This is a genomic window from Delftia sp. Lp-1, from assembly GCF_020523835.1.
GTDB lineage: Bacteria > Pseudomonadota > Gammaproteobacteria > Burkholderiales > Burkholderiaceae_C > Comamonas > Comamonas acidovorans.
Window position 1 is genome coordinate 626,794 of sequence record NZ_JAJALJ010000001.1, and the last position, 18,073, is coordinate 644,866.

15 protein-coding genes are annotated in these 18,073 nt (G+C 66.6%); 4 read left to right on the forward strand and 11 right to left on the reverse strand.

What is annotated here, in order from left to right; translation table 11 throughout:
* Positions 1 to 56: 56 nt before the first annotated feature.
* From grxD to hemA, 4 genes are all read right to left on the reverse strand, one after another.
* On the reverse strand, positions 57 to 380 hold the full coding sequence (grxD, locus tag LGR64_RS02720) for a Grx4 family monothiol glutaredoxin (protein WP_012207276.1): 324 nt from the start codon (positions 378 to 380) through the stop codon (positions 57 to 59).
* Between the two features lie 116 nt (positions 381 to 496).
* The gene (prmC, locus tag LGR64_RS02725) at positions 497 to 1,366 is read right to left on the reverse strand and encodes a peptide chain release factor N(5)-glutamine methyltransferase (protein WP_141835080.1); all 870 of its coding nucleotides are present in this window, start codon (positions 1,364 to 1,366) and stop codon (positions 497 to 499) included.
* Positions 1,367 to 1,376: 10 nt separating this feature from the next.
* Entirely contained in the window at positions 1,377 to 2,459 is a 1,083-nt protein-coding gene (gene prfA, locus LGR64_RS02730) for a peptide chain release factor 1 (protein ID WP_063328226.1), read from the reverse strand.
* A 173-nt stretch (positions 2,460 to 2,632) separates the two neighbouring features.
* Positions 2,633 to 3,958: a glutamyl-tRNA reductase gene (gene hemA / locus LGR64_RS02735; protein WP_012207273.1), complete on the reverse strand. Its 1,326-nt coding sequence runs from the start codon at positions 3,956 to 3,958 to the stop codon at positions 2,633 to 2,635.
* Between the two features lie 72 nt (positions 3,959 to 4,030).
* Here hemA and LGR64_RS02740 point away from each other — a divergent pair, with 72 nt between their 5' ends.
* Both LGR64_RS02740 and LGR64_RS02745 read left to right on the forward strand, forming a co-directional pair.
* Positions 4,031 to 4,306: a hypothetical protein gene (locus LGR64_RS02740; RefSeq protein WP_034396904.1), complete on the forward strand. Its 276-nt coding sequence runs from the start codon at positions 4,031 to 4,033 to the stop codon at positions 4,304 to 4,306.
* A gap of 451 nt (positions 4,307 to 4,757) precedes the next feature.
* On the forward strand, positions 4,758 to 7,226 hold the full coding sequence (locus tag LGR64_RS02745; RefSeq protein WP_185751007.1) for a DUF11 domain-containing protein: 2,469 nt from the start codon (positions 4,758 to 4,760) through the stop codon (positions 7,224 to 7,226).
* Between the two features lie 69 nt (positions 7,227 to 7,295).
* On the opposite strand, the gene LGR64_RS02750 is transcribed toward LGR64_RS02745, so the two are convergent.
* The gene (locus LGR64_RS02750) at positions 7,296 to 8,222 is read right to left on the reverse strand and encodes a LysR substrate-binding domain-containing protein (RefSeq protein ID WP_141835074.1); all 927 of its coding nucleotides are present in this window, start codon (positions 8,220 to 8,222) and stop codon (positions 7,296 to 7,298) included.
* A gap of 148 nt (positions 8,223 to 8,370) precedes the next feature.
* Between LGR64_RS02750 and LGR64_RS02755 the strand changes: the two genes are divergently transcribed.
* Both LGR64_RS02755 and LGR64_RS02760 read left to right on the forward strand, forming a co-directional pair.
* Positions 8,371 to 9,363, forward strand: a complete 993-nt coding sequence (locus LGR64_RS02755) for a tripartite tricarboxylate transporter substrate binding protein BugE (protein WP_012207270.1) — start codon at positions 8,371 to 8,373, stop codon at positions 9,361 to 9,363.
* Entirely contained in the window at positions 9,363 to 10,268 is a 906-nt protein-coding gene (locus LGR64_RS02760) for an N-formylglutamate amidohydrolase (protein ID WP_141835071.1), read from the forward strand. Before LGR64_RS02755 ends, LGR64_RS02760 begins: the two co-directional genes overlap by 1 nt.
* On the opposite strand, the gene LGR64_RS02765 is transcribed toward LGR64_RS02760, so the two are convergent.
* From LGR64_RS02765 to ugpB, 6 genes are all read right to left on the reverse strand, one after another.
* Complete coding sequence (locus tag LGR64_RS02765; protein WP_141835249.1) at positions 10,265 to 12,691, reverse strand: DUF3772 domain-containing protein; 2,427 nt, start codon at positions 12,689 to 12,691, stop codon at positions 10,265 to 10,267. The genes LGR64_RS02760 and LGR64_RS02765 overlap by 4 nt on opposite strands.
* A 152-nt stretch (positions 12,692 to 12,843) precedes the next feature.
* Positions 12,844 to 13,608 carry a glycerophosphodiester phosphodiesterase gene (ugpQ, locus tag LGR64_RS02770; RefSeq protein WP_141835068.1) on the reverse strand — a complete coding sequence of 255 codons (765 nt, stop codon included), beginning with the start codon at positions 13,606 to 13,608 and terminating at the stop codon, positions 12,844 to 12,846.
* Between the two features lie 90 nt (positions 13,609 to 13,698).
* Complete coding sequence (ugpC, locus tag LGR64_RS02775; RefSeq protein WP_141835066.1) at positions 13,699 to 14,709, reverse strand: sn-glycerol-3-phosphate ABC transporter ATP-binding protein UgpC; 1,011 nt, start codon at positions 14,707 to 14,709, stop codon at positions 13,699 to 13,701.
* Positions 14,710 to 14,798: 89 nt separating this feature from the next.
* The gene (gene ugpE, locus LGR64_RS02780) at positions 14,799 to 15,647 is read right to left on the reverse strand and encodes a sn-glycerol-3-phosphate ABC transporter permease UgpE (protein WP_012207265.1); all 849 of its coding nucleotides are present in this window, start codon (positions 15,645 to 15,647) and stop codon (positions 14,799 to 14,801) included.
* Positions 15,648 to 15,649: 2 nt separating this feature from the next.
* Positions 15,650 to 16,531, reverse strand: a complete 882-nt coding sequence (gene ugpA / locus LGR64_RS02785; protein WP_012207264.1) for a sn-glycerol-3-phosphate ABC transporter permease UgpA — start codon at positions 16,529 to 16,531, stop codon at positions 15,650 to 15,652.
* Between the two features lie 123 nt (positions 16,532 to 16,654).
* Entirely contained in the window at positions 16,655 to 17,959 is a 1,305-nt protein-coding gene (ugpB, locus tag LGR64_RS02790) for a sn-glycerol-3-phosphate ABC transporter substrate-binding protein UgpB (RefSeq protein ID WP_013800834.1), read from the reverse strand.
* Positions 17,960 to 18,073: the final 114 nt, after the last annotated feature.

Below are 18,073 nucleotides of genomic sequence, written 5' to 3' on the forward strand. Positions count from 1 at the left end.
AAAAGCCACCCGAAGGTGGCTCGATGCTGCGCCGAAGGCGCGTGGTGCGAGAAGGCTCAGGCCTTGGGTGCCAGCAGCTGCTGCAGCTCGCCCGACTCGTACATCTCCATCATGATGTCCGAGCCGCCGATGAACTCGCCCTGCACGTAGAGCTGGGGGATCGTGGGCCAGTTGCTGTAGTCCTTGATGCCCTGGCGGATTTCCTGGTCTTCCAGCACGTTGACGGTGGAGATGTCCTTGGTTTCCACGCCGCAGGCCTTGAGGATCTGGATGGCGCGGCCAGAGAAACCGCACATGGGAAAGCTGGCGCTGCCCTTCATGAACAGCAGGATGTTGTTGCTCTTGACCAGTTGGTCGATGCGTTGCTGGGTGTCGCTCATCTGTGTGGTGCTCCGGGGTCGTGGTGGGCGCCGCAGGCGCGGCGGCATGGATGGGATTATTTCACTCTCGGCGCGGACTTTGAAAGCATGCGGGATTGCTGCGCCCAGGCCAGAGCTCAGGTCAGAACTCTGGCCTGCCCTTGCCATTGCCCGCCTGTGCAGCGGGCAATGCCGCCCAGGTCGTGGCGATGCTGCACGTCGCCAAAGCCGGCATGGCGCAGCAGGGCGGCCACGGCATCGGCCTGGTCCCAGCCATGCTCCATCAGCAGCCAGCCGCCCCGGGCCAGCAGCGCGGGCGCCTGGGCGATGATGGCGCGGATATCGGCCAGGCCATCGGCACCGCTGGCCAGCGCCGACAGCGGCTCATGCGCCAAGGCCTGCAGGTGCGGATCGTCGTCGCGGATATAGGGCGGGTTGCTGACGATGAGGTCGAACGGTGCCTGCCCTGCCAGCGGCTGGAGCCAGCTGCCATGCGCGAACTGCACGCCCAGTTGCAGGCGCGTGGCATTGGCGCTGGCCACGGCCAGTGCGTCGGCGCTGGCATCCACGGCCCAGACCGTGGCGCCGGGGCGCTGGCTTTGCAGGGCCAGGGCTATGGCGCCGCTGCCGGTGCCCAGGTCCACCACGCGGCAAGCGGGGCCTGCCTGGGTCTGGGCAGGCATGAGCTCCAGCGCCCAGTCCACCAGGGTCTCGGTATCGGGGCGTGGGTCGAGCACACGCGCGTCCACGGCCAGATCGAGCCCGTAGAACTCCTTGTGGCCGAGCAGGTAGGCAACGGGTTCCGCGCCAAGGCGGCGTGCGCACAGCGCGGCATAGGCCTCGGCCTGGGGCCCGGTCAGCATGTCCTCGTCATGGGTCAGCAGCCAGGCGCGGCCGCCAGACTGGCGCCCGAGCACGTGCAGCAGCAGCATTTGCGCGTCGATGCGCGCAAGCCCCAGGGCCTGGGCCTGCTGCAGCGCTTCTTTGACGATGGGTGGATTGGCCATGGCCCGGGCCTCAGTTGTTGACCTGCAGCTCGGCCAGCAGTTCGGCCTCGCGTGCGGCCTGCAGCGCGTCGAGCACATCGCCCAGATCGCCTTCCATCACGGCCAGCAGTTTGTAGATGGTGAGGTTGATGCGGTGGTCCGTGAGCCGGCCCTGCGGGAAGTTGTAGGTGCGGATGCGGTCGCTGCGGTCGCCGCTGCCGATCAGGCCCTTGCGCAGTGCGGCCTCCTTGGCTTCGCGCTCGCTGCGTTCCTTCTCCTGCAGGCGCGCCTGCAGCACCTGCAGTGCCTTGGCCTTGTTGCTGTGCTGGCTGCGGCCGTCCTGGCACTCGGCGACGATGCCCGTGGGCAGGTGGACCACACGCACGGCCGAGTCGGTCTTGTTGATGTGCTGGCCGCCGGCGCCGCTGGCGCGGAAGGTGTCGATGCGCAGGTCGGCCGGGTTGAGCGTGATGGCCTGGGTTTCGTCCGGCTCTGGCATGACGGCCACGGTGCAGGCGCTGGTGTGGATGCGGCCCTGGGTCTCGGTGGCCGGCACGCGCTGCACGCGGTGTCCGCCGGACTCGAAGCGCAGGCGACCGTAGACATCCGTGCCTTCCACGCGCAGCACCACTTCCTTGTAGCCGCCCAGCTCGCTCTCGTTGGCGCTCATGATCTCGACCTTCCAGCCCACGGCGTCGCAGTGGCGCGTGTACATGCGGGCCAGGTCGCCTGCGAACAGGGCCGATTCGTCGCCGCCCGTGCCTGCGCGGATTTCGAGGTAGGCGTTGCGCGCGTCATCGGGGTCCTTGGGCAGCAGCAGGCGCTGCAGCTCGTCCTCCAGCTGGACCAGCTCGGCCTCGGCGCTGGCGATTTCCTCCTGCGCCATGTCGGCCATGTCGGGGTCGGAGAGCATGTCCCGCGCGGCGGCCAGATCGGCCTCGCGCTGGCGGTGGCGCGCATAGCGGCCTGCAATGGCGGTGACGTCCGCGTGCTCGCGCGAGATGGCGCGGTACTGCTTCATGTCGCCCATGATGTCTTCGCGCGAGAGCAGGAAGTTGAGTTCTTCAAGGCGCTGGGCGTAGCGCTCCAGTTGTTGGCGCAGAAAGTCTTGCATGGTGTGGGGCGGTGATACGAAGGGCTGCTCGGGCAGCACTGCGGCGGGAAACGTGGGGGCCTGGAAGGGCGGATGGGCCGTAAAAACCGGGAGGGGCGGGGAGGGGCCTCAAGTGCGGCCGGGGCGCCACAGGCCCGCTGGCACGCAGCCCTGCGCAGGGGCGGCGAGCGCCGCTAGAGCGCCTTGTCGGGGGCCGTGCCGCGCGGGCCGCTTTGGGCCGAGCGCAGGAACAGGCGCGAGACCGTGTCCATGGTCTGGCTGCGCTGGTCGGCATCGCCCTTGTGCAGCTCGGCCAGGGTGCCGTGCAGCATTTTCTGCGTGAGGCCGCGCGACAGGGCCTCCAGCACGGTGTCGATGTCTTCGCCCTTGGCCAGCAGCTTCTTGGCGCGCGCAATCTCCAGCGCACGCCATTCATCGGTCTGGGTGTTGAGCTGGCGGATCAGCGGCACAACGCCGGCCTGCGGGCGGCGCTGGTCCAGCCAGTGCATGAAGCTTTGCACGCCATGGTCGATGATGACTTCGGCCTGCTCGACCGCTGCCTGGCGCTGGGCCTGGCCCGTGCGCACCACGGTGGCCAGATCGTCCACGGTGTAGAGGTAGACGTCGCGCAGGTCCTTGACCTCGGATTCGATATCGCGCGGCACGGCCAGATCGACCATGAACATGGGACGGTGCTTGCGCTTCTTGAGCGCGCTCTCGACGGCGCCCAGGCCGATGATGGGCAGGCTGGACGCCGTGCAACTGATCACGGCATCGTATTCATGCAGATGGTCGGGCAGGTCGGCCAGCCGCATGGTGCCGGCGCCGAACTGGGCAGCCAGCTTCTCGCCGCGCTCCAGCGTGCGGTTGGCGATCATGATCTGCTTGGGGTGGCGGGCCGCGAAGTGGGTGGAGACCAGCTCGATCATCTCGCCCGCGCCCACGAACAGCACGCGGATCTGGGACAGGTCTTCGAACAGCTGGCCGGCCAGCCGCACGGCGGCAGCGGCCATGCTGATGCTGTGGGCGCCGATCTCGGTGGAGCTGCGCACTTCCTTGGCCACCGCGAAGCTGCGCTGGAACAGCTGGTTCAGCGTGCTGCCCAGGGCGCCTGCGTTCTCTGCGGCGCGCACGGCATTCTTCATCTGGCCCAGGATCTGGGCCTCGCCCAGCACCATGGAATCGAGTCCGCTGGCCACGCGGAAGGCATGACGCGCCACATGGCCGTCTTCCAGCAGATAGGAGTGCGAGCGCAGCAATTCGGACGAAATACCGCCGCTGTTGGCCAGCCAGTGCAGGGTATGGTCCATGGCCGGCATTTCGGCCGCGCAGTAGATCTCGGTACGGTTGCAGGTGGAGAGAATGGCGGTCTCGACGGCGCTGTGCTGGCGGCCGGGGCCGGTCAGCGATTCGCGCAGACCCTGCAGCGTGGGCACGATCTGGTCAAGCGCGAACGCGAAACGTCCCCGCATATCAAGCGGAGCCGTGTGGTGGTTGATGCCGAGTGCCCAGACTGCCATAACCCGGGATTATAAAATTTCGCGCAGTTTCAGGCATCCCTGATCACAACACCCTGGAATCGGAGCCCGCACATGGGATGGATTGCGAGTACGAATCATTGGCTGAACTTCCTGGCGCCTGCACTTTTCCTGTCGCCGGCCCTGATGTTGTGCGCGCTTTTGATCTATGGGAAATCGCAGCAATCCCTGGCCTGGTGGTTGCAGGTTGCTATCAATTTCATTGTTGGCGCGCTGGTGCTGCTGGCGGGCCTGTGGTGGTTCGGGCGCGATGCAAAGATGGCCACCTACGCCGCGCTGGTCGTGGTGATGGCGCTTTGCCAGTGGGTGTTTTCACGAGGCTGGCGCTGATCAGCGAGACCAAACCCCGACACAGAAGATTGATCCAGATCAACGGATCCGTGGGGCGGCCGGCCATGCGCCCGCAGCCACTTTGCCGGGTCCATGGCGCAGCACTGCAGGCCCGGAGCATTCCTAGAGTTATTTTCAGAGCAGTCTGATAGATTTTCTTGCGCCGCTCATTGATTATCGAAAGCCTTTTTCTATCGATGAGTGGCGCTAGGCGCACAGTAGCGCACGCTTGCTGCACATCAGCAGCTCTTCTATCTGCCATCCCCGCATCGTCTCTCCCGAATTCGGTAGTGCCAGGCTGTACTGGGTGGATGGGCAAATGCCGCACTGCGGGGCGCAGCCTCTCATCGATGGATTCCTTTTGGATCTGAATCGACTCATGGGAGGGTCAATGCCTCAACGGTATTTTTGTGGGAATGCGGCTTCGCGCCGCTGTGTGCTATCGCTCGCAATGGTCTTGTCCGGCGTGGCGTCACCGGGCTGGGCGCAAGTGCAGCGCAGCTTCATCAATGAAGGCTTTGAATTGCCGGTACTGAGTTCGGCCACGGACGGAGCCGAGTGCTTCGTGGAAACCTCCAGCGACGAGGTGCCGGGCTGGGAGACGACGCATCCTGATATGAATGGCCGCGGAAACTGCGCCAGCCCCAGTCACAAGAGCGGCCGCTTGATCGAACTGCGCAAGGGCGCCAGCTCGGGCGGGGGCGTCGTAGCGCGCGAAGGGATTGGGTTTGCCGAGCTGAATGCGAGCTTGCCATCACGGATCTATCAGAACATCTGCCTGCAAAAAGGTGAAACCATCCGCTGGCAATTCAGCCACCGCGGTCGCTTGGGCACCGATGTGGCACAACTCAACATTACCAGTGGCAATTCGTCGACAGAGCCGGTGGTAGATATCACTTCCGGAACGGACGGCACGTTTGAGGTACCCACCCAGCACCAGAACAACCTGGTGCTTTTCCATCATGATGTGTCTGCGCAGCCCCACATGGCAGGCGCCAACCCCACTGGCTGGGTGGACTACGCCGGCAGTTTCGCCTATGGAGGGGAGACGGGCGCGGCAAGCCTGGGATTTGAATCCATCAGCGCTGCCGGTGGAGACAAGGCCTACGGCAACTTCCTCGACGGTGTGCAGATTGGCATCACGCCCTTCGTCGACTTCGTCAGCGCCGCCACGGCGGCACGCGAATCGGAGGGCAACAACCTGCCCCGGCTGCGCATCAACGGCAACGTGACCACGGCCTTCGACGTCGTCGTGCGCATTGTGGGCGGAACGGCCATCGGCCCCGGTGGCGCCACCGGAGCGGCGGTGGACTATTCCACGCCGAGTGGAACGGATACGCTGACCATCCGCATACCGGCGGGCCTGTACGACGGCGCCGGCGCCGGATCGCTGATCGCGCTGCCGGTGAGCATCATCAAGGATTCGGTCGCGGAGCCCGGCAAGACCATCCGCTTCGCGATCCAGGAAGCTCCCGGCCCGCTTCCCAGCTACCTGCGTGCGTCGAATGCGGCCTGCGGCGATGCACCGGTGGTGGAGTCCGAGTACACCATTATTGACGGGGGGCTGGATCTTGCCAGAGCCGTTGGCGAGCCTGTGCCGGTTGCCGGATCGCTGTCCCAGTACGACGTTGCCTACACGGTCAGGGCCAGCAATGCAACGGGTGCCGAACTGGCCTATGACCTGAGCGATGCCCTGGCCACGGATCCCGGCATCGGCTCCGTCAGCGTGCAGTCCTTGTCCTGTTCCAGCTCGGGTTCGGTTTCCAGTTGTGGCGACAATCTGCCTGGCAAGCTGCCGGCAGGCGCGGGCCCATGGAAGCTGAACCAGACGCGGCGCTCACTGGAGAGCGGGGCTGTGGATACCTACACTCTGGTCGTGCGCTTCAGCGTCCTGCCGGCCGCCGGCGTGCGGGCCTGCGCGGGTGCGGGAACCGGCTTGTTCGGGCTGGCAACGGCCACCGTTCTCAATGGCACGCCAGCCAGCGTGCAGTCCGAGGCCTGCGTCGATACGCCGCCAACTGCGCGCGTCATGCTGACGCAGCAGGTGGCAAGCCGGGTCGCATCCACGGACCAGTTCCAGGTGAAGATAACCTCGGGCGGCGCCACAGCCGGCATGGCTACCACGGCGGGTGCTGCTACCAGCGCATCCACCGCGCAAATCGTGGTGCCTGCGGGCGCGGCGCTGCAGTTCACCGAGGTGCTCAAGGCCAATGGCTCCGGGCCTGATCTGGTGCCAGATGGCTACGTAACTGAGTTGAGCTGCACCAACGGCTCGGCAGGCTCCACCACGGCGCTGCCGAGCGGGGCCGGCACGGCGACGGCCTCCGCGCTGCAATGGCCCTCCATCACGCCTGCCGCAGGCGATTTGCTGGACTGCACCGTGGTGAGCACGGCCAGGCCGCCCAAGCTGGTGGTGGGGCTGGAGGCCAGCGCCAAGCACTCCGAACCCGGCAAGACGGTCAACTACGTCATCACCGTGGGCAATGCCGGGCCGGTGGCGACAACGGCTCCCATCCAGGTGAGGGATGTGGTCTCTGCAGGGCTGACTCTCGGCAGCTTGCCTGCCGGTTGCACGGCGAGCGGGCAGACGGTGAGCTGCGAGATCGCTGCGGGCCTGCCTGGGCGGGCGCCAGGTGCAGTCACTGCGGTTGGCCGGGCGGCAGAGATCAGGTTCACCATTCCCGTGACCGTGACACCTGGCGCGACTTCGGGCGGCAATACGGTCCAGGTGTGGGGCGGCGGAGATCCCGCGTGTACCGAGGCATCGCCTTGCTCAGCGAGCGCGAGCTTCTCGCTGCCCGCGCCCGGCGCGAGGCCGGTGCCGGTGGACTCGCGCAGCATGCTGGGTCTGCTGGGCATGGCGCTGGCAGCCTTTGCCGCGCTGCAACTGCGCGGCAGGTCTGCCCGACGGCCTGGGTAAGCCAGCCCTCTGGACTGAGCCTGCCAGCCCCGGGGCCCGCCGAATGTGTGGCGGGCCCCGGGGCCTTTTTCATGGCGAGGGGGTCACCGTTTGCGCAGGCACGGCACCCGGCGCGGCCTGCTCCAGCAGCCATGCGCGGAACTGCACAAACGCTTCGGAAGGCGCCCGCGCGGTCGGGCGGCACAGAAAGTAGCCGCGTTCGATGTGGACGGGTACAGGCAAGGCAAGGGCCACGCGGCCGGCGGCCAGGTCTTCCTCCACCAGGCAGCGCTGCACCAGGGCCACGCCCATGCCGGCGGCCACGGCCTGGACCAGCAGGGCCACCAGTTCGAAGTCCGCCGCAGGCGCGGGGCACGGCCCGGGCAGGCCGAGGTGGCTCATCCAGCGCGCCCAGTTGCCCGGATAGTTGGTGTGAAACAGCAAGGGGCGCGCGAGCACATCTGCTGCGCTGCGAATGGCTTGCGGGCCCTGCAATTCCCGCGGATGGCAGATGGGCACCAGATCGCGGCCCACCACATAGTCGGCCACCACATGGGCGGGCCAGGGCTCGCTGCCCACGCGCAGCCAGCCGTCGATCTCGGCGGCGGACAGCGGGTCATCGCGCCGGTAGGGGGCGAACGAAAGGACGATGCCCGGATGCAGGGCATTGAATCGCGGCAGGCGTGGAATCAGCCAGTGGCTGAACAGCGTGGGAACGACCGACAACCGCAGTTGCGGGCCGAAGTGGCGCCTGCGTGCGGCGGCCGAGGCCGATTCGATGGCGTGTACGGAGGGCTCCACGGCTTGCAGGTATTCACGGCCAGCCTCGGTCAGTACGCTGCGTCGGCCCTGGCGCTCGAAGAGGGCAAAGCCCAGGTGCTCTTCCAGCCGGGCGATGGCGCGGCTAATGCCGCCCTGGGTGACATACAGCTCCTGGGCTGCCAGCGAGTAGCTGCCCAGGCGCGCCGCCGCCGCAAAGGCGTGCAGCTCGGAAAGCGAGGGGGAGTGCATGCGCATGACGGGCGCAATTATGACGGTTTGTCATAGTTGCTTGCCGTCTTGTCTCTTTTCGCGCGTGCGGCGGCTGTCCAGAATCGGCGCCTGTTCCGCGAAGCCCTGCCCTGCAGCAGGCCGCTCTTTCATCCATCACGAGAGGAAACACACCATGGCAATGCGCCGCACCCTGTTGTCCAGCCTGGCCGCCTGCGCCGCCACTGCTCTTTTGGCTCCCGTCGCCTGGGCCCAGGGCCCGGCTGCCGACTATCCCAGCCGGCCGATCCGCCTGGTCGTGCCGTTTGGCGCGGGCGGCTCCACCGACATGGTGGCGCGTCTGCTGGCCGAGAAGATGAGCGTGATCCTGGGCAAGTCCGTGGTGGTGGACAACCGGGGCGGGGCGGGCGGCTCCATTGGCGCCTCCGAAATTGCGCGTGCTGCGGCCGATGGCTACACCATCGGCATGGCTACGGTGAGCACGCATGGCTCCAACCCGGCCATCTTCCGCAAGCTGCCCTACGACCCGATCAAGGACTTCGCGCCCATCACCAATGTGATGTCCGTGCCCAGCGTGTTCGTGATCAACGCCAGCGTGCCCGCCAAGACCATGAAGGAGTTCATCGCCCTGGCCAAGGCCAACCCGGGCAAGTACAGCTTTGCCTCGCCGGGCACAGGTTCCCTGGGCCACGCCAACATCGAGAATTTCATGAACCTGGCCGGTATCGACCTGCTGCACATCCCCTACAAGGGCGCGGGCCAGGCCATCACCGACGCGCTGGGTGGCCAGGTCAATGCCATGACGGACAACCTGCCCTCCACGCTGCCCCACATCAAGGACGGCAAGCTGCGCCCCCTGGCGGTGCTGGCCTTCAAGCGCGCCGACGTGCTGCCCGACGTGCCCACCTACACCGAGCTGGGCTTCCCGCAGATGGGTGATGGCGGCTGGTTCGGGCTGGTCGCACCTGCCGGCACGCCGCGCCCCATCATCGACAAGCTCAATGCGGCTGCGCACAAGGCCATGGCCATGCCTGACTACCTGGAAAAGCAAAAATCCATCTCGGGCGAGTCCATGGGCAACACGCCCGAGGAATTTGCCAAGCAGATCAAGGCTGCCATCGAGCGCTACACGGCCGTGGCCAAGCGCGCCAACATCAAGCTCGACTGATGGACCGCATGGCACAGACCGATTTTCTGCGCCCCCGGCCGGACACCCCGGTCGTGGTGCATCCCGCCACCGGCGAGGTGCTGCCCATCGTCTGCGACTCGCCGCACAGCGGCACGTCCTATCCCGAGGATTTCGGCCATGCCGTGCCCATGTCCCTGCTGCGCCGTGGCGAGGACACGCATGTGGCCGCGCTCTGGGACCAGTGGCCCGCGCATGGTGCAACGCTGATCGAGGCCACCTTTCCGCGCACCTACATCGACCCCAACCGCAGCGAGGCCGACCTGGACCCCGCCCAGATCGACGGCCAGTGGCCCATGCCCCTGGCGCCCAGCGTCAAGACCCGCCAGGGCCTGGGCCTGATCTGGCAGCGCATCAGCCGCGACGGCGTGGCCACGCCGCTGTATGAACGCCCGCGCACGGTGGCCGAGGTGGAGCACCGCATCGCGCGCTACTGGCGTCCCTACCATGCGGCGCTGGCGCAGGCCATCGATGACAGCGTGCAGCGCTTTGGCGGCGTCTGGCACCTGAACCTGCACTCCATGCCCAACGATGTCTACAAGCGCCTGGGCCGTACCGACGCGCCGCCGCTGGCCGACTTCGTGCTGGGCGACCGCGACGGCACGACCTGCGCGCCCGAGTTCATCCAGCTGGTGGGCGAGACGCTGGCGGGCTTTGGCTACAGCGTGGCCTACAACGAGCCCTACAAGGGCGTGGAGCTGATCGGCCGTATAGGCCAGCCCCACTTGGGCCGGCACAGCCTGCAGATCGAGATCCGCCGGCCGGTCTACATGGACGAGGACACGCGCGAGCCCAACGCGGGCTTCGAGCCGCTGCGCGGCCATCTGCGTGAGCTGATGGCCGTGGTCGCGGCGCATGTGCGCGCTGAAATGGCCGGGCGAGGCTAGGCCGGGCTGGCGGGGTCGCCGGGCATGGGCGGCGTGCCTGGCGAGCCCGGCATGCCTGCCACCACCGGCGCCGCCACCGAGGTGGTGGCCGGTGGCGACAGGTACAGGCCCGCGCCCTTGAGCGAGGCCAGGATGCTGAACAGCACATCGCTGCGCACCCCGCCCGCATTGCGCGGGTTGCCCACGTAGCCGATGGCCAGGAAGGTCAGCGTGCCGTTGGCAATGCCTTCGAGCTGCACCAGAGGTTCGGGCGTGTCCAGGATGCCTTCATGCGTGCGAAAGGCTTCCAATATCAGGTTGCGCATGCGTTCGGCATCGGTGTCCAGCGGTGCGGGCAGGCGCAGCAGCACGCGCCCGGGCGCGCCAGCCAGCGTCATGTTGCGCACGGTCTTGGTGATGAATTCCGAGTTGGGCACGATGACGGTGGAGCGGTCGCCCAGCTGGATCTCGGTGGCGCGCACGTTGACGCGGCGCACGTCGCCCTCGGTATCGCCCAGCACCACCCAGTCGCCCACTTTCACGGGCCGCTCGGCCAGCAGGATCAGGCCCGAGATGAAGTTCTGCACGATGGCCTGCAGGCCAAAGCCAATGCCCACCGACAGCGCGCTGGCCACCCAGGCAATGCGCTCCACGCTGATGCCCAGCCCCGCCAGCGCCACGGCCACCACGAAGATGCCGCCCACATAGCCCAGCAGCGTGGTGATGGAGCTGCGCATGCCCGGCTCCAGCGAGGTGTTGGGGAAGTAGCGGTCCGTCAGCCAGCGCTTGATCACGCGGATCACGATCAGGCCCGTGACGATCACGGCGAATGCGGTGAACAGGGCCTGCGGCGCCATGGTGAAGTCGCCCACCTTGAGGCTGTGGTTCACCGTGCTGCCGCGGCGAAACACCTCGTCCGGCCCCGTGCCCAGCGGGGCCAGCAGGGCGATCACCATGTAGAACAACAGGGCCACGCGCAGCAGGCCCGAGACCAGGACCGAGGCCTGGTCCAGCAGCCGGCCCTCGATGCCCAGGCTCTGGTTCAGCCGCATGCCGAAGCTGCCCTTGGACGACAGCAGGGCCTCGCACAGATCGTCGCCCAGCTGGAATAGCAGGTAGGTGGTGGCAAAGACCACGCCGGTCCACACCATCTGGCGCGCCAGCGTTCCGGCCAGCGCCACATAGCCGGTCACGGCCAGTGCAATGGTGGCAATGCTGGCCACCGCCGCACAGGCTACGAGCAGGCCTACCCACAAGGGCCGGGGCGGCACGGGCTCTGCCTGGGCGCCGTCGTCCTGCGCGACCGGCGCCGGCGCGCGCAGATGCCGCAGGGCCAGCATGACCACGGCCGAAATCAGCAGGGCCGACAGGGCGTGCACCGTGACCTCGGCGGCCAGGCTGGCGCCGATGATGGCGTTGACCTCGGTCACCAGGCCGTTGAGCGCGGCTCCGGCGGCAATCCACCAGGGATAGGGGCTGAGCCGCTCGGCCAGCTCGTCCGACACGCCGGGCAGGCGCCAGGAACTGCGCCTGCGCGACAGCAGGGTCTGGCCCAGCGACACCACGAAGGCGCCGAACAGCGTGACCTGCACACTGGCCTTGGCCAGCGCGTCCAGCGATTCGCTGAAGCCATCGCCGGCCTTGAGCACGCTCCAGGCCAGTTGCGCTGCCAGGCCGATCAGCAGCGTGTTGATCAGCACGGTGGCCGCCGCGCGCAACGAGCGGCGCAGGCGGCCGCTGGGCAGGCGCGCGGGCGCGGCGCGCACAAGCAGACGCTCGGCCAGCCAGGGGCCGAGCAGGGCGATCAGCAAGGCGGCGGACAGGCTGGCGATGAAGCCGCCCCGGCGATCGGACGCCATGGTGGAGGCGACGGCCTGGCGCAGCTCGCGCCCCAGGCCCTGCAGGCGCGCCGCGTCCAAAGGCGCGGCAGCGCGCAGGTTGCGCCAGAAGGGCCGGCCCAGCGGCGAGTCGGTGCGGGCCGTCAGCGCGGCCTGGAATTGTTCGCGGCGCTGGCGTATCAGCTCGTTGCCGCGCTGGTCGGCATCGACCGACACCAGCCGCGCGAGTTTGAGTTCGGAATCCACGGCGCTGCGCTGCCTGGCCAGGCTGGCGCGCTGCTCGGCCACATCGGGCGCATCGGCAGGGGCGCCTTTTTCGGGCGCGGGGCCCAGGCCGGCCAGGCGCGAATCGATGTCGGCCAGTTCCTCGGTGCGGCGGGCCGCCACCTGGTCGGCCGCAGTGCCTATGGCCGCAGCCTCGTCCAGCAGCTTGCGGCCGTCATCGTCCTCGGCCAGCTTGCGGGGAATGGCGTCCAGCTGCTTGCGCAGATCGTCCACGCTGGGCAGGGCGGGCCGGCCGTCGGGCGCCGCCGTGGCCTCCGCTGCCGTGCGGTCCTGCGCATGGGCCGGAGCGGGCGTAGTGAGGACCAGCATGGCCAGGACCATCAGGCCGGTGGCCAGGCATTGGCGCAAGGCCTGCGCCCACCTAGGGCGCAGCGGGAGAGGGCACGGGCGGGGCGGTGTCATGGACGCACATTGTGCGGCGGGCCGCCGCGACGGTTGTTTCCAAAGGTCCGGCCCGCCAGCCGGCAGCGGCCTCAGCGCGATGCGGGACTGAACATATCGACACGGTCGGTGATGACGCCGTCCGTGCCCAGGTCGATCAGGCGTTGCGCGGCCCATTCATCGTTGACCGTATAGCTGCTGCAGCGCAGGCCCGCGCCATGCACCTTGGCGACCAGAGCCGCATCCCACAGCGCATGGTTGAGCACCATGGCCGCGCAGCCCAGGTCCAGCGCGGTGCGCAGGTCGGCATCGCCCGTGGCATCGGCCAGCTTGTCCACCAGCAGGCCCCGCGGAATGTGCGGTGCCGTGTCGCGTGCGCCCTTGAGCGCATCGGTCTTGAACGAGGTGAACAGCGGCTGGATGCGGTCCCTGGGCCAGATGCGGTTCATCAGCTCGCCCGTGGCGCGGCCCGTGGCCTCTTCCTGGCCGGGCGTGGGCTTGATCTCCACGTTCAGGAAGAAGTGGTTGGCCAGGCACCAGCGCGCCAGGGCTTCCAGCGTGGGCAGGGCCTCGCCCGCATATGCGCGCGAGTGCCAGCTGCCGGCGTCCAGCTGGGCGATCTCGCCCATGGACAGGTCGCCACCCGTGCCGTGGCCGTTGGTGGTGCGCTCCAGCGTGGCGTCGTGCATCAGGAACAGCACGCCGTCGGCAGACAGCTTGGCATCGCACTCGAACATGCGATAGCCGTGCGCGGCGCCCAGGCGGAAGGCGGCCATGGTGTTCTCGGGCGCCAGCTTGCCAGCGCCGCGGTGGGCCACCCACAGGGGGTAGGGCCAGGATTTCAGGTTCTCGGTCATGGCGAGTCCGTCAAAAGAAGGGAACTTGGATGGAAAAAGAGAGCCTCTGGGGCTCTCTTGGAAAAGGTCGGAGATCCGGCCTTCAGGGGATCAGATCCGCTTTCCGGATTCTGCGTCGAACCAGTGCAGGCGACGCTCTTCGGAAGGACGCACGCGCATGGTCTCGCCGGACTTGGGGAAGGGCGCGCCTTCGTCGATGCGCACCGTCATCGTCTCGCCATTGAGCGAACCATAGACCAGGCGCTCGGCACCCAGCATTTCCACGGTGTCCACCTTGATTTCCCAGCCGCCTTCGCTGGCGACGACCAGGTGCTCGGGACGAATGCCCAGGATGCGGCCGGCGGTGCCGCCGGGCGCGTTCTTGAGCAGGTTCATCGGGGGCGAGCCGATGAAGCTGGCCACGAAGGTGGAGGCGGGCGTGTGGTAGACCTCTTCGGGCGTGCCGAACTGCTCCATCACGCCGCCGTTCATGACGATCATGCGCTGGGCCAGGGTCATGGCCTCGACCTGGTCGTGGGTCACGAACAGGCTGGTGATGCCCAGCTCGGCGTGCAGCTTCTGGATCTCGATGCGGGTCTGGCCGCGCAGCTTGGCGTCCAGGTTGGACAGCGGCTCGTCGAACAGGAAGACCTTGGGCTGGCGCACGATGGCGCGGCCCATGGCCACGCGCTGGCGCTGGCCACCCGACAGCTGGCGCGGCTTGCGGTCCAGCAGGTGCGACAGCTCCAGGATCTTGGCGGCCTTGTCCACGCGGCGCTTGATCTCCTCGGGCGGCACCTTGGCGATCTTCAGGCCGTAGGCCATGTTCTCGTAGTTCGACATATGCGGGTACAGCGCATAGTTCTGGAACACCATGGCGATGTCGCGCTTGGCCGGTTCCACGTCGTTGACCACCTTGTCGCCGATCAGCAACTGGCCGTCGGAGATCTCCTCCAGGCCCGCCACCATGCGCAGCAGGGTGGACTTGCCGCAGCCCGAAGGGCCGACGATGACGACGAACTCGCCGTCCTTGATTTCGGCGTTGACGCCGTGCAGTACCTGGTTGGCCGACGGGCCCTGGCCGTAGCGCTTGATCAGGTTGCGAAAGGAAATGGATGCCATACGAAGATTCTGGTTGAGTCGCAGAGCGAAGGGCGCTGGCGCTTGCTCTGCGGGGTTCTATACGGTGGGTTGGGGCGGCGGCGGGCGGTTTACTTTTCGGTGTCCACCAGGCCCTTGACGAACCAGCGCTGCATCAGGATCACCACGGCGGCGGGTGGCAGCATGGCCAGCAGGGCCGTCGCCATCACCACGTTCCAGTCATTGCCGGTATCGCCGCTGGCCACCATGCGCTTGATGCCGATGACCACGGGGTACATATCTTCCGAGGTGGTCACGAGCAGCGGCCACAGGTACTGGTTCCAGCCGTAGATGAACTGGATCACGAACAGCGCCGCGATCGAGGTCTTGGACAGCGGCACCAGCACATCCTTGAAAAAGCGCATGGGGCCTGCGCCGTCGATGCGGGCGGCCTCCACCAGCTCGTCCGGCACTGTCAGGAAGAACTGGCGGAACAGGAAGGTGGCCGTGGCCGAGGCGATCAGCGGAATCGTCAGGCCGGCGTAGCTGTTGAGCATGCCCAGCGTGGAGACGACTTCGTAGGTGGGGCCGATGCGCACTTCCACGGGCAGCATCAGGGTCACGAAGATCAGCCAGAAGCAGATCTTCTTGAACGGGAAGCGGAAGTACACCAGCGCGAAGGCCGACAGCAGCGAGATCGCGATCTTGCCCACGGTGATCACCATGGCCGAGACGAAGCTGATCCACATCATGCGTGCCACGGGCGCGCTGGAGCCGGGGCCCGAGCCGCCGAACAGCGCGGCCTTGTAGGTTTCCCAGAAGTTGCTGCCGGGCACCAGGGGCATGGGCACCTGGATGATGTCCTGCGGCGTGTGCGTGGAGGCCACGAAGGCCAGGTACAGCGGAAAGCCGACGATGATCACGCCCAGCACCATGATCAGGTGCGAGAAAAAGGAGAGAAGGGGACTGCGTTCAACCATGATCAGTACTGCACTTTCTTCTCAACATAGCGGAACTGGATCACGGTCAGTGCAACCACGATCACCATCAGCACGACGGATTGGGCAGCCGAGCCGCTCATGTCCATGGCCTTGAAGCCGTCGTGATAGACCTTGTAGACCAGGATGGAGGTGTCCTGTCCCGGACCGCCCTGGGTCGTGGCGTCCACGATGCCGAAGGTGTCGAAGAAGGCATAGACCACGTTCATCACCAGCAGGAAGAACGTGGTGGGTGACAGCAGCGGGAACTGGATGTCCCAGAAGCGGCGCATGGGGCCCGCGCCGTCGATGGCGGCGGCCTCGATCAGCGACTTGGGGATGGACTGCAGGCCCGCAAGGAAGAACAGGAAGTTGTAGGAAATCTGCTTCCAGATCGCGGCGATGACGATCAGCGTCATGGCATTGCCGGAGTTCAGCAGGTGGTTCCAGTCATAGCCGATCATGCGCAGCGCATAGGCCACGACGCCGATGGACGGCGAGAACATGAACACCCACAGCACACCCGCCACGGCGGGCGCAACGGCATAGGGCAGCAGCAAGGCGGTCTTGTAGGCAAGCGCGCCCTTGATCACGCGGTCCGCAAAGATGGCCAGCATCAGCGACAGCGCAATGCCGAACACCGCCACCAGCACGGAAAAGATGGCCGTGGTCTTGAACGAGGCCAGGTAGGCCGGGTCATCCAGCAGGTGCTGGAAGTTGGCAAACCCCACCCATTCGGTGGAGAAGCCAAACGTATCCTGCGCCTGGAACGACTGCACGATGGCCTGGCCTGCAGGCCAGAAAAAGAAGACCAGCACGATGACCATCTGTGGTGCTATCAGCAACCACGGCAGCCAGGCGGATCGAAAAAGAACGCGTTTTTCCATGACGGAACTCGGTAGAACAAAACAGCCCGCAAACCGGATGGCCGTGGGGCCGCCGGTTGCGGGCCTGTGATGCACGGTGCGGGCTGCCTGCGCAGCGGCCACACCGCAGATCACATGGGAGGATTACTTGTTGGCCCGGGCGAAGCGGCCCAGTTGCTCGTTGCCACGGGTGACAGCGGTGTCCAGGGCTTGCTGGGGAGTCTTCTTGCCAGTCCAGATCTGTTCGGTTTCCTCATCGATGATGGTGCGGATCTGAACGAAGTTGCCCAGGCGGATGCCGCGCGACTTGTCGGTGGTCTTGCGGATCATCTGCGTCACGGCGGTGTCGGTGCCGGGATGCTTTTCGTAGAAGCCCGATGCCTCGGTCAGCTTGTACGCAGCGGTGGTCACGGGCAGGTAGCCGGTGCGCTGGTGGCTGGCGGACTGGATCTTGGTGTTGTTCAGGAAGTTGAAGAAGTCAGCCACGCCCTTGTAGCGTTCGGCGCTCTTGCCGGCCATCACCCACAGGGAGGCACCGCCGATGGCCGTGTTCTGGGGCGCGCCCTTCACATCGGCGTAGTAGGGCAGTTGCGACTGGCCGAAGGCGAACTTGCCTTCCTTGACCACGCGGGCATACAGGCCGGAGGAGCCGGTGATCATCGCGCACTCGCCGGAAGCGAAGGCGGCGTCAGGCACGTTGCCGCGGCCCTTGTAGACGAAGCTGCCATCCTTGGCGGCCTTGGCCAGGTTCTCGAAGTGCTTGACGTGCAGCGGCGAGTTGAACACCAACTTGGCATCGGTGCCGTCAAAGCCGTTGTTCTTGGTCGCGTACAGGGTGTTGTGCCACAGCGAGAAGCTCTCCAGCTGGGTCCAGCTCATCCAGCTCGTGGTCAGTGCGCAGCGGTGGCCCGAGGCCTTGAGCTTTTCGGCGGCGGCGAACACTTCGGGCCAGGTCTTGGGCGGCTTGTTCTCGTCCAGGCCTGCCTTCTTGAAGGCGTCCTTGTTGTAGTAGAAGATGGTGGTCGAGCTGTTGAGCGGGTAGCTCATCATCTGGCCGTTGGGGGCGGTGTAGTAGCCGGCCACGGCGGAGATGTACTCGCCCTGGTCGAACTTGAAGCCGCCGTCGTTCATGATCTTGGTGACGGGCACCACGGCGCCCTTGGAGGCCATCATGGTGGCCGTGCCCACTTCGAAGACCTGCAGAATGTCAGGCGCGTTGCCGGCGCGGAACGCGGCGATGGCGGCCGTCATCGACTCGTCATACTGGCCCTTGTACGTCGGCACGATCTTGTACTGGGTCTGGCTGGCGTTGTACTCCTTGGCCAGGTCGTTCACCCAGTCGCCCAGGGCTGCGCTCATCGAGTGCCACCACTGGATTTCGGTTTGGGCTTGTGCCGAGATGGTGGTGGCCGCGATCGCGGCTGCCATGGCCAGTTGCTTCAGTTGCATGAGGACTCCTCTAGTTCGGTGACGGTTTCAGACCGCTGCCACGGTAAGGCAGGGGCATGACATGTCTGTGTCATTGTTTTCGGATGCTTCGTACCGCACTACAGGCCAAACCCG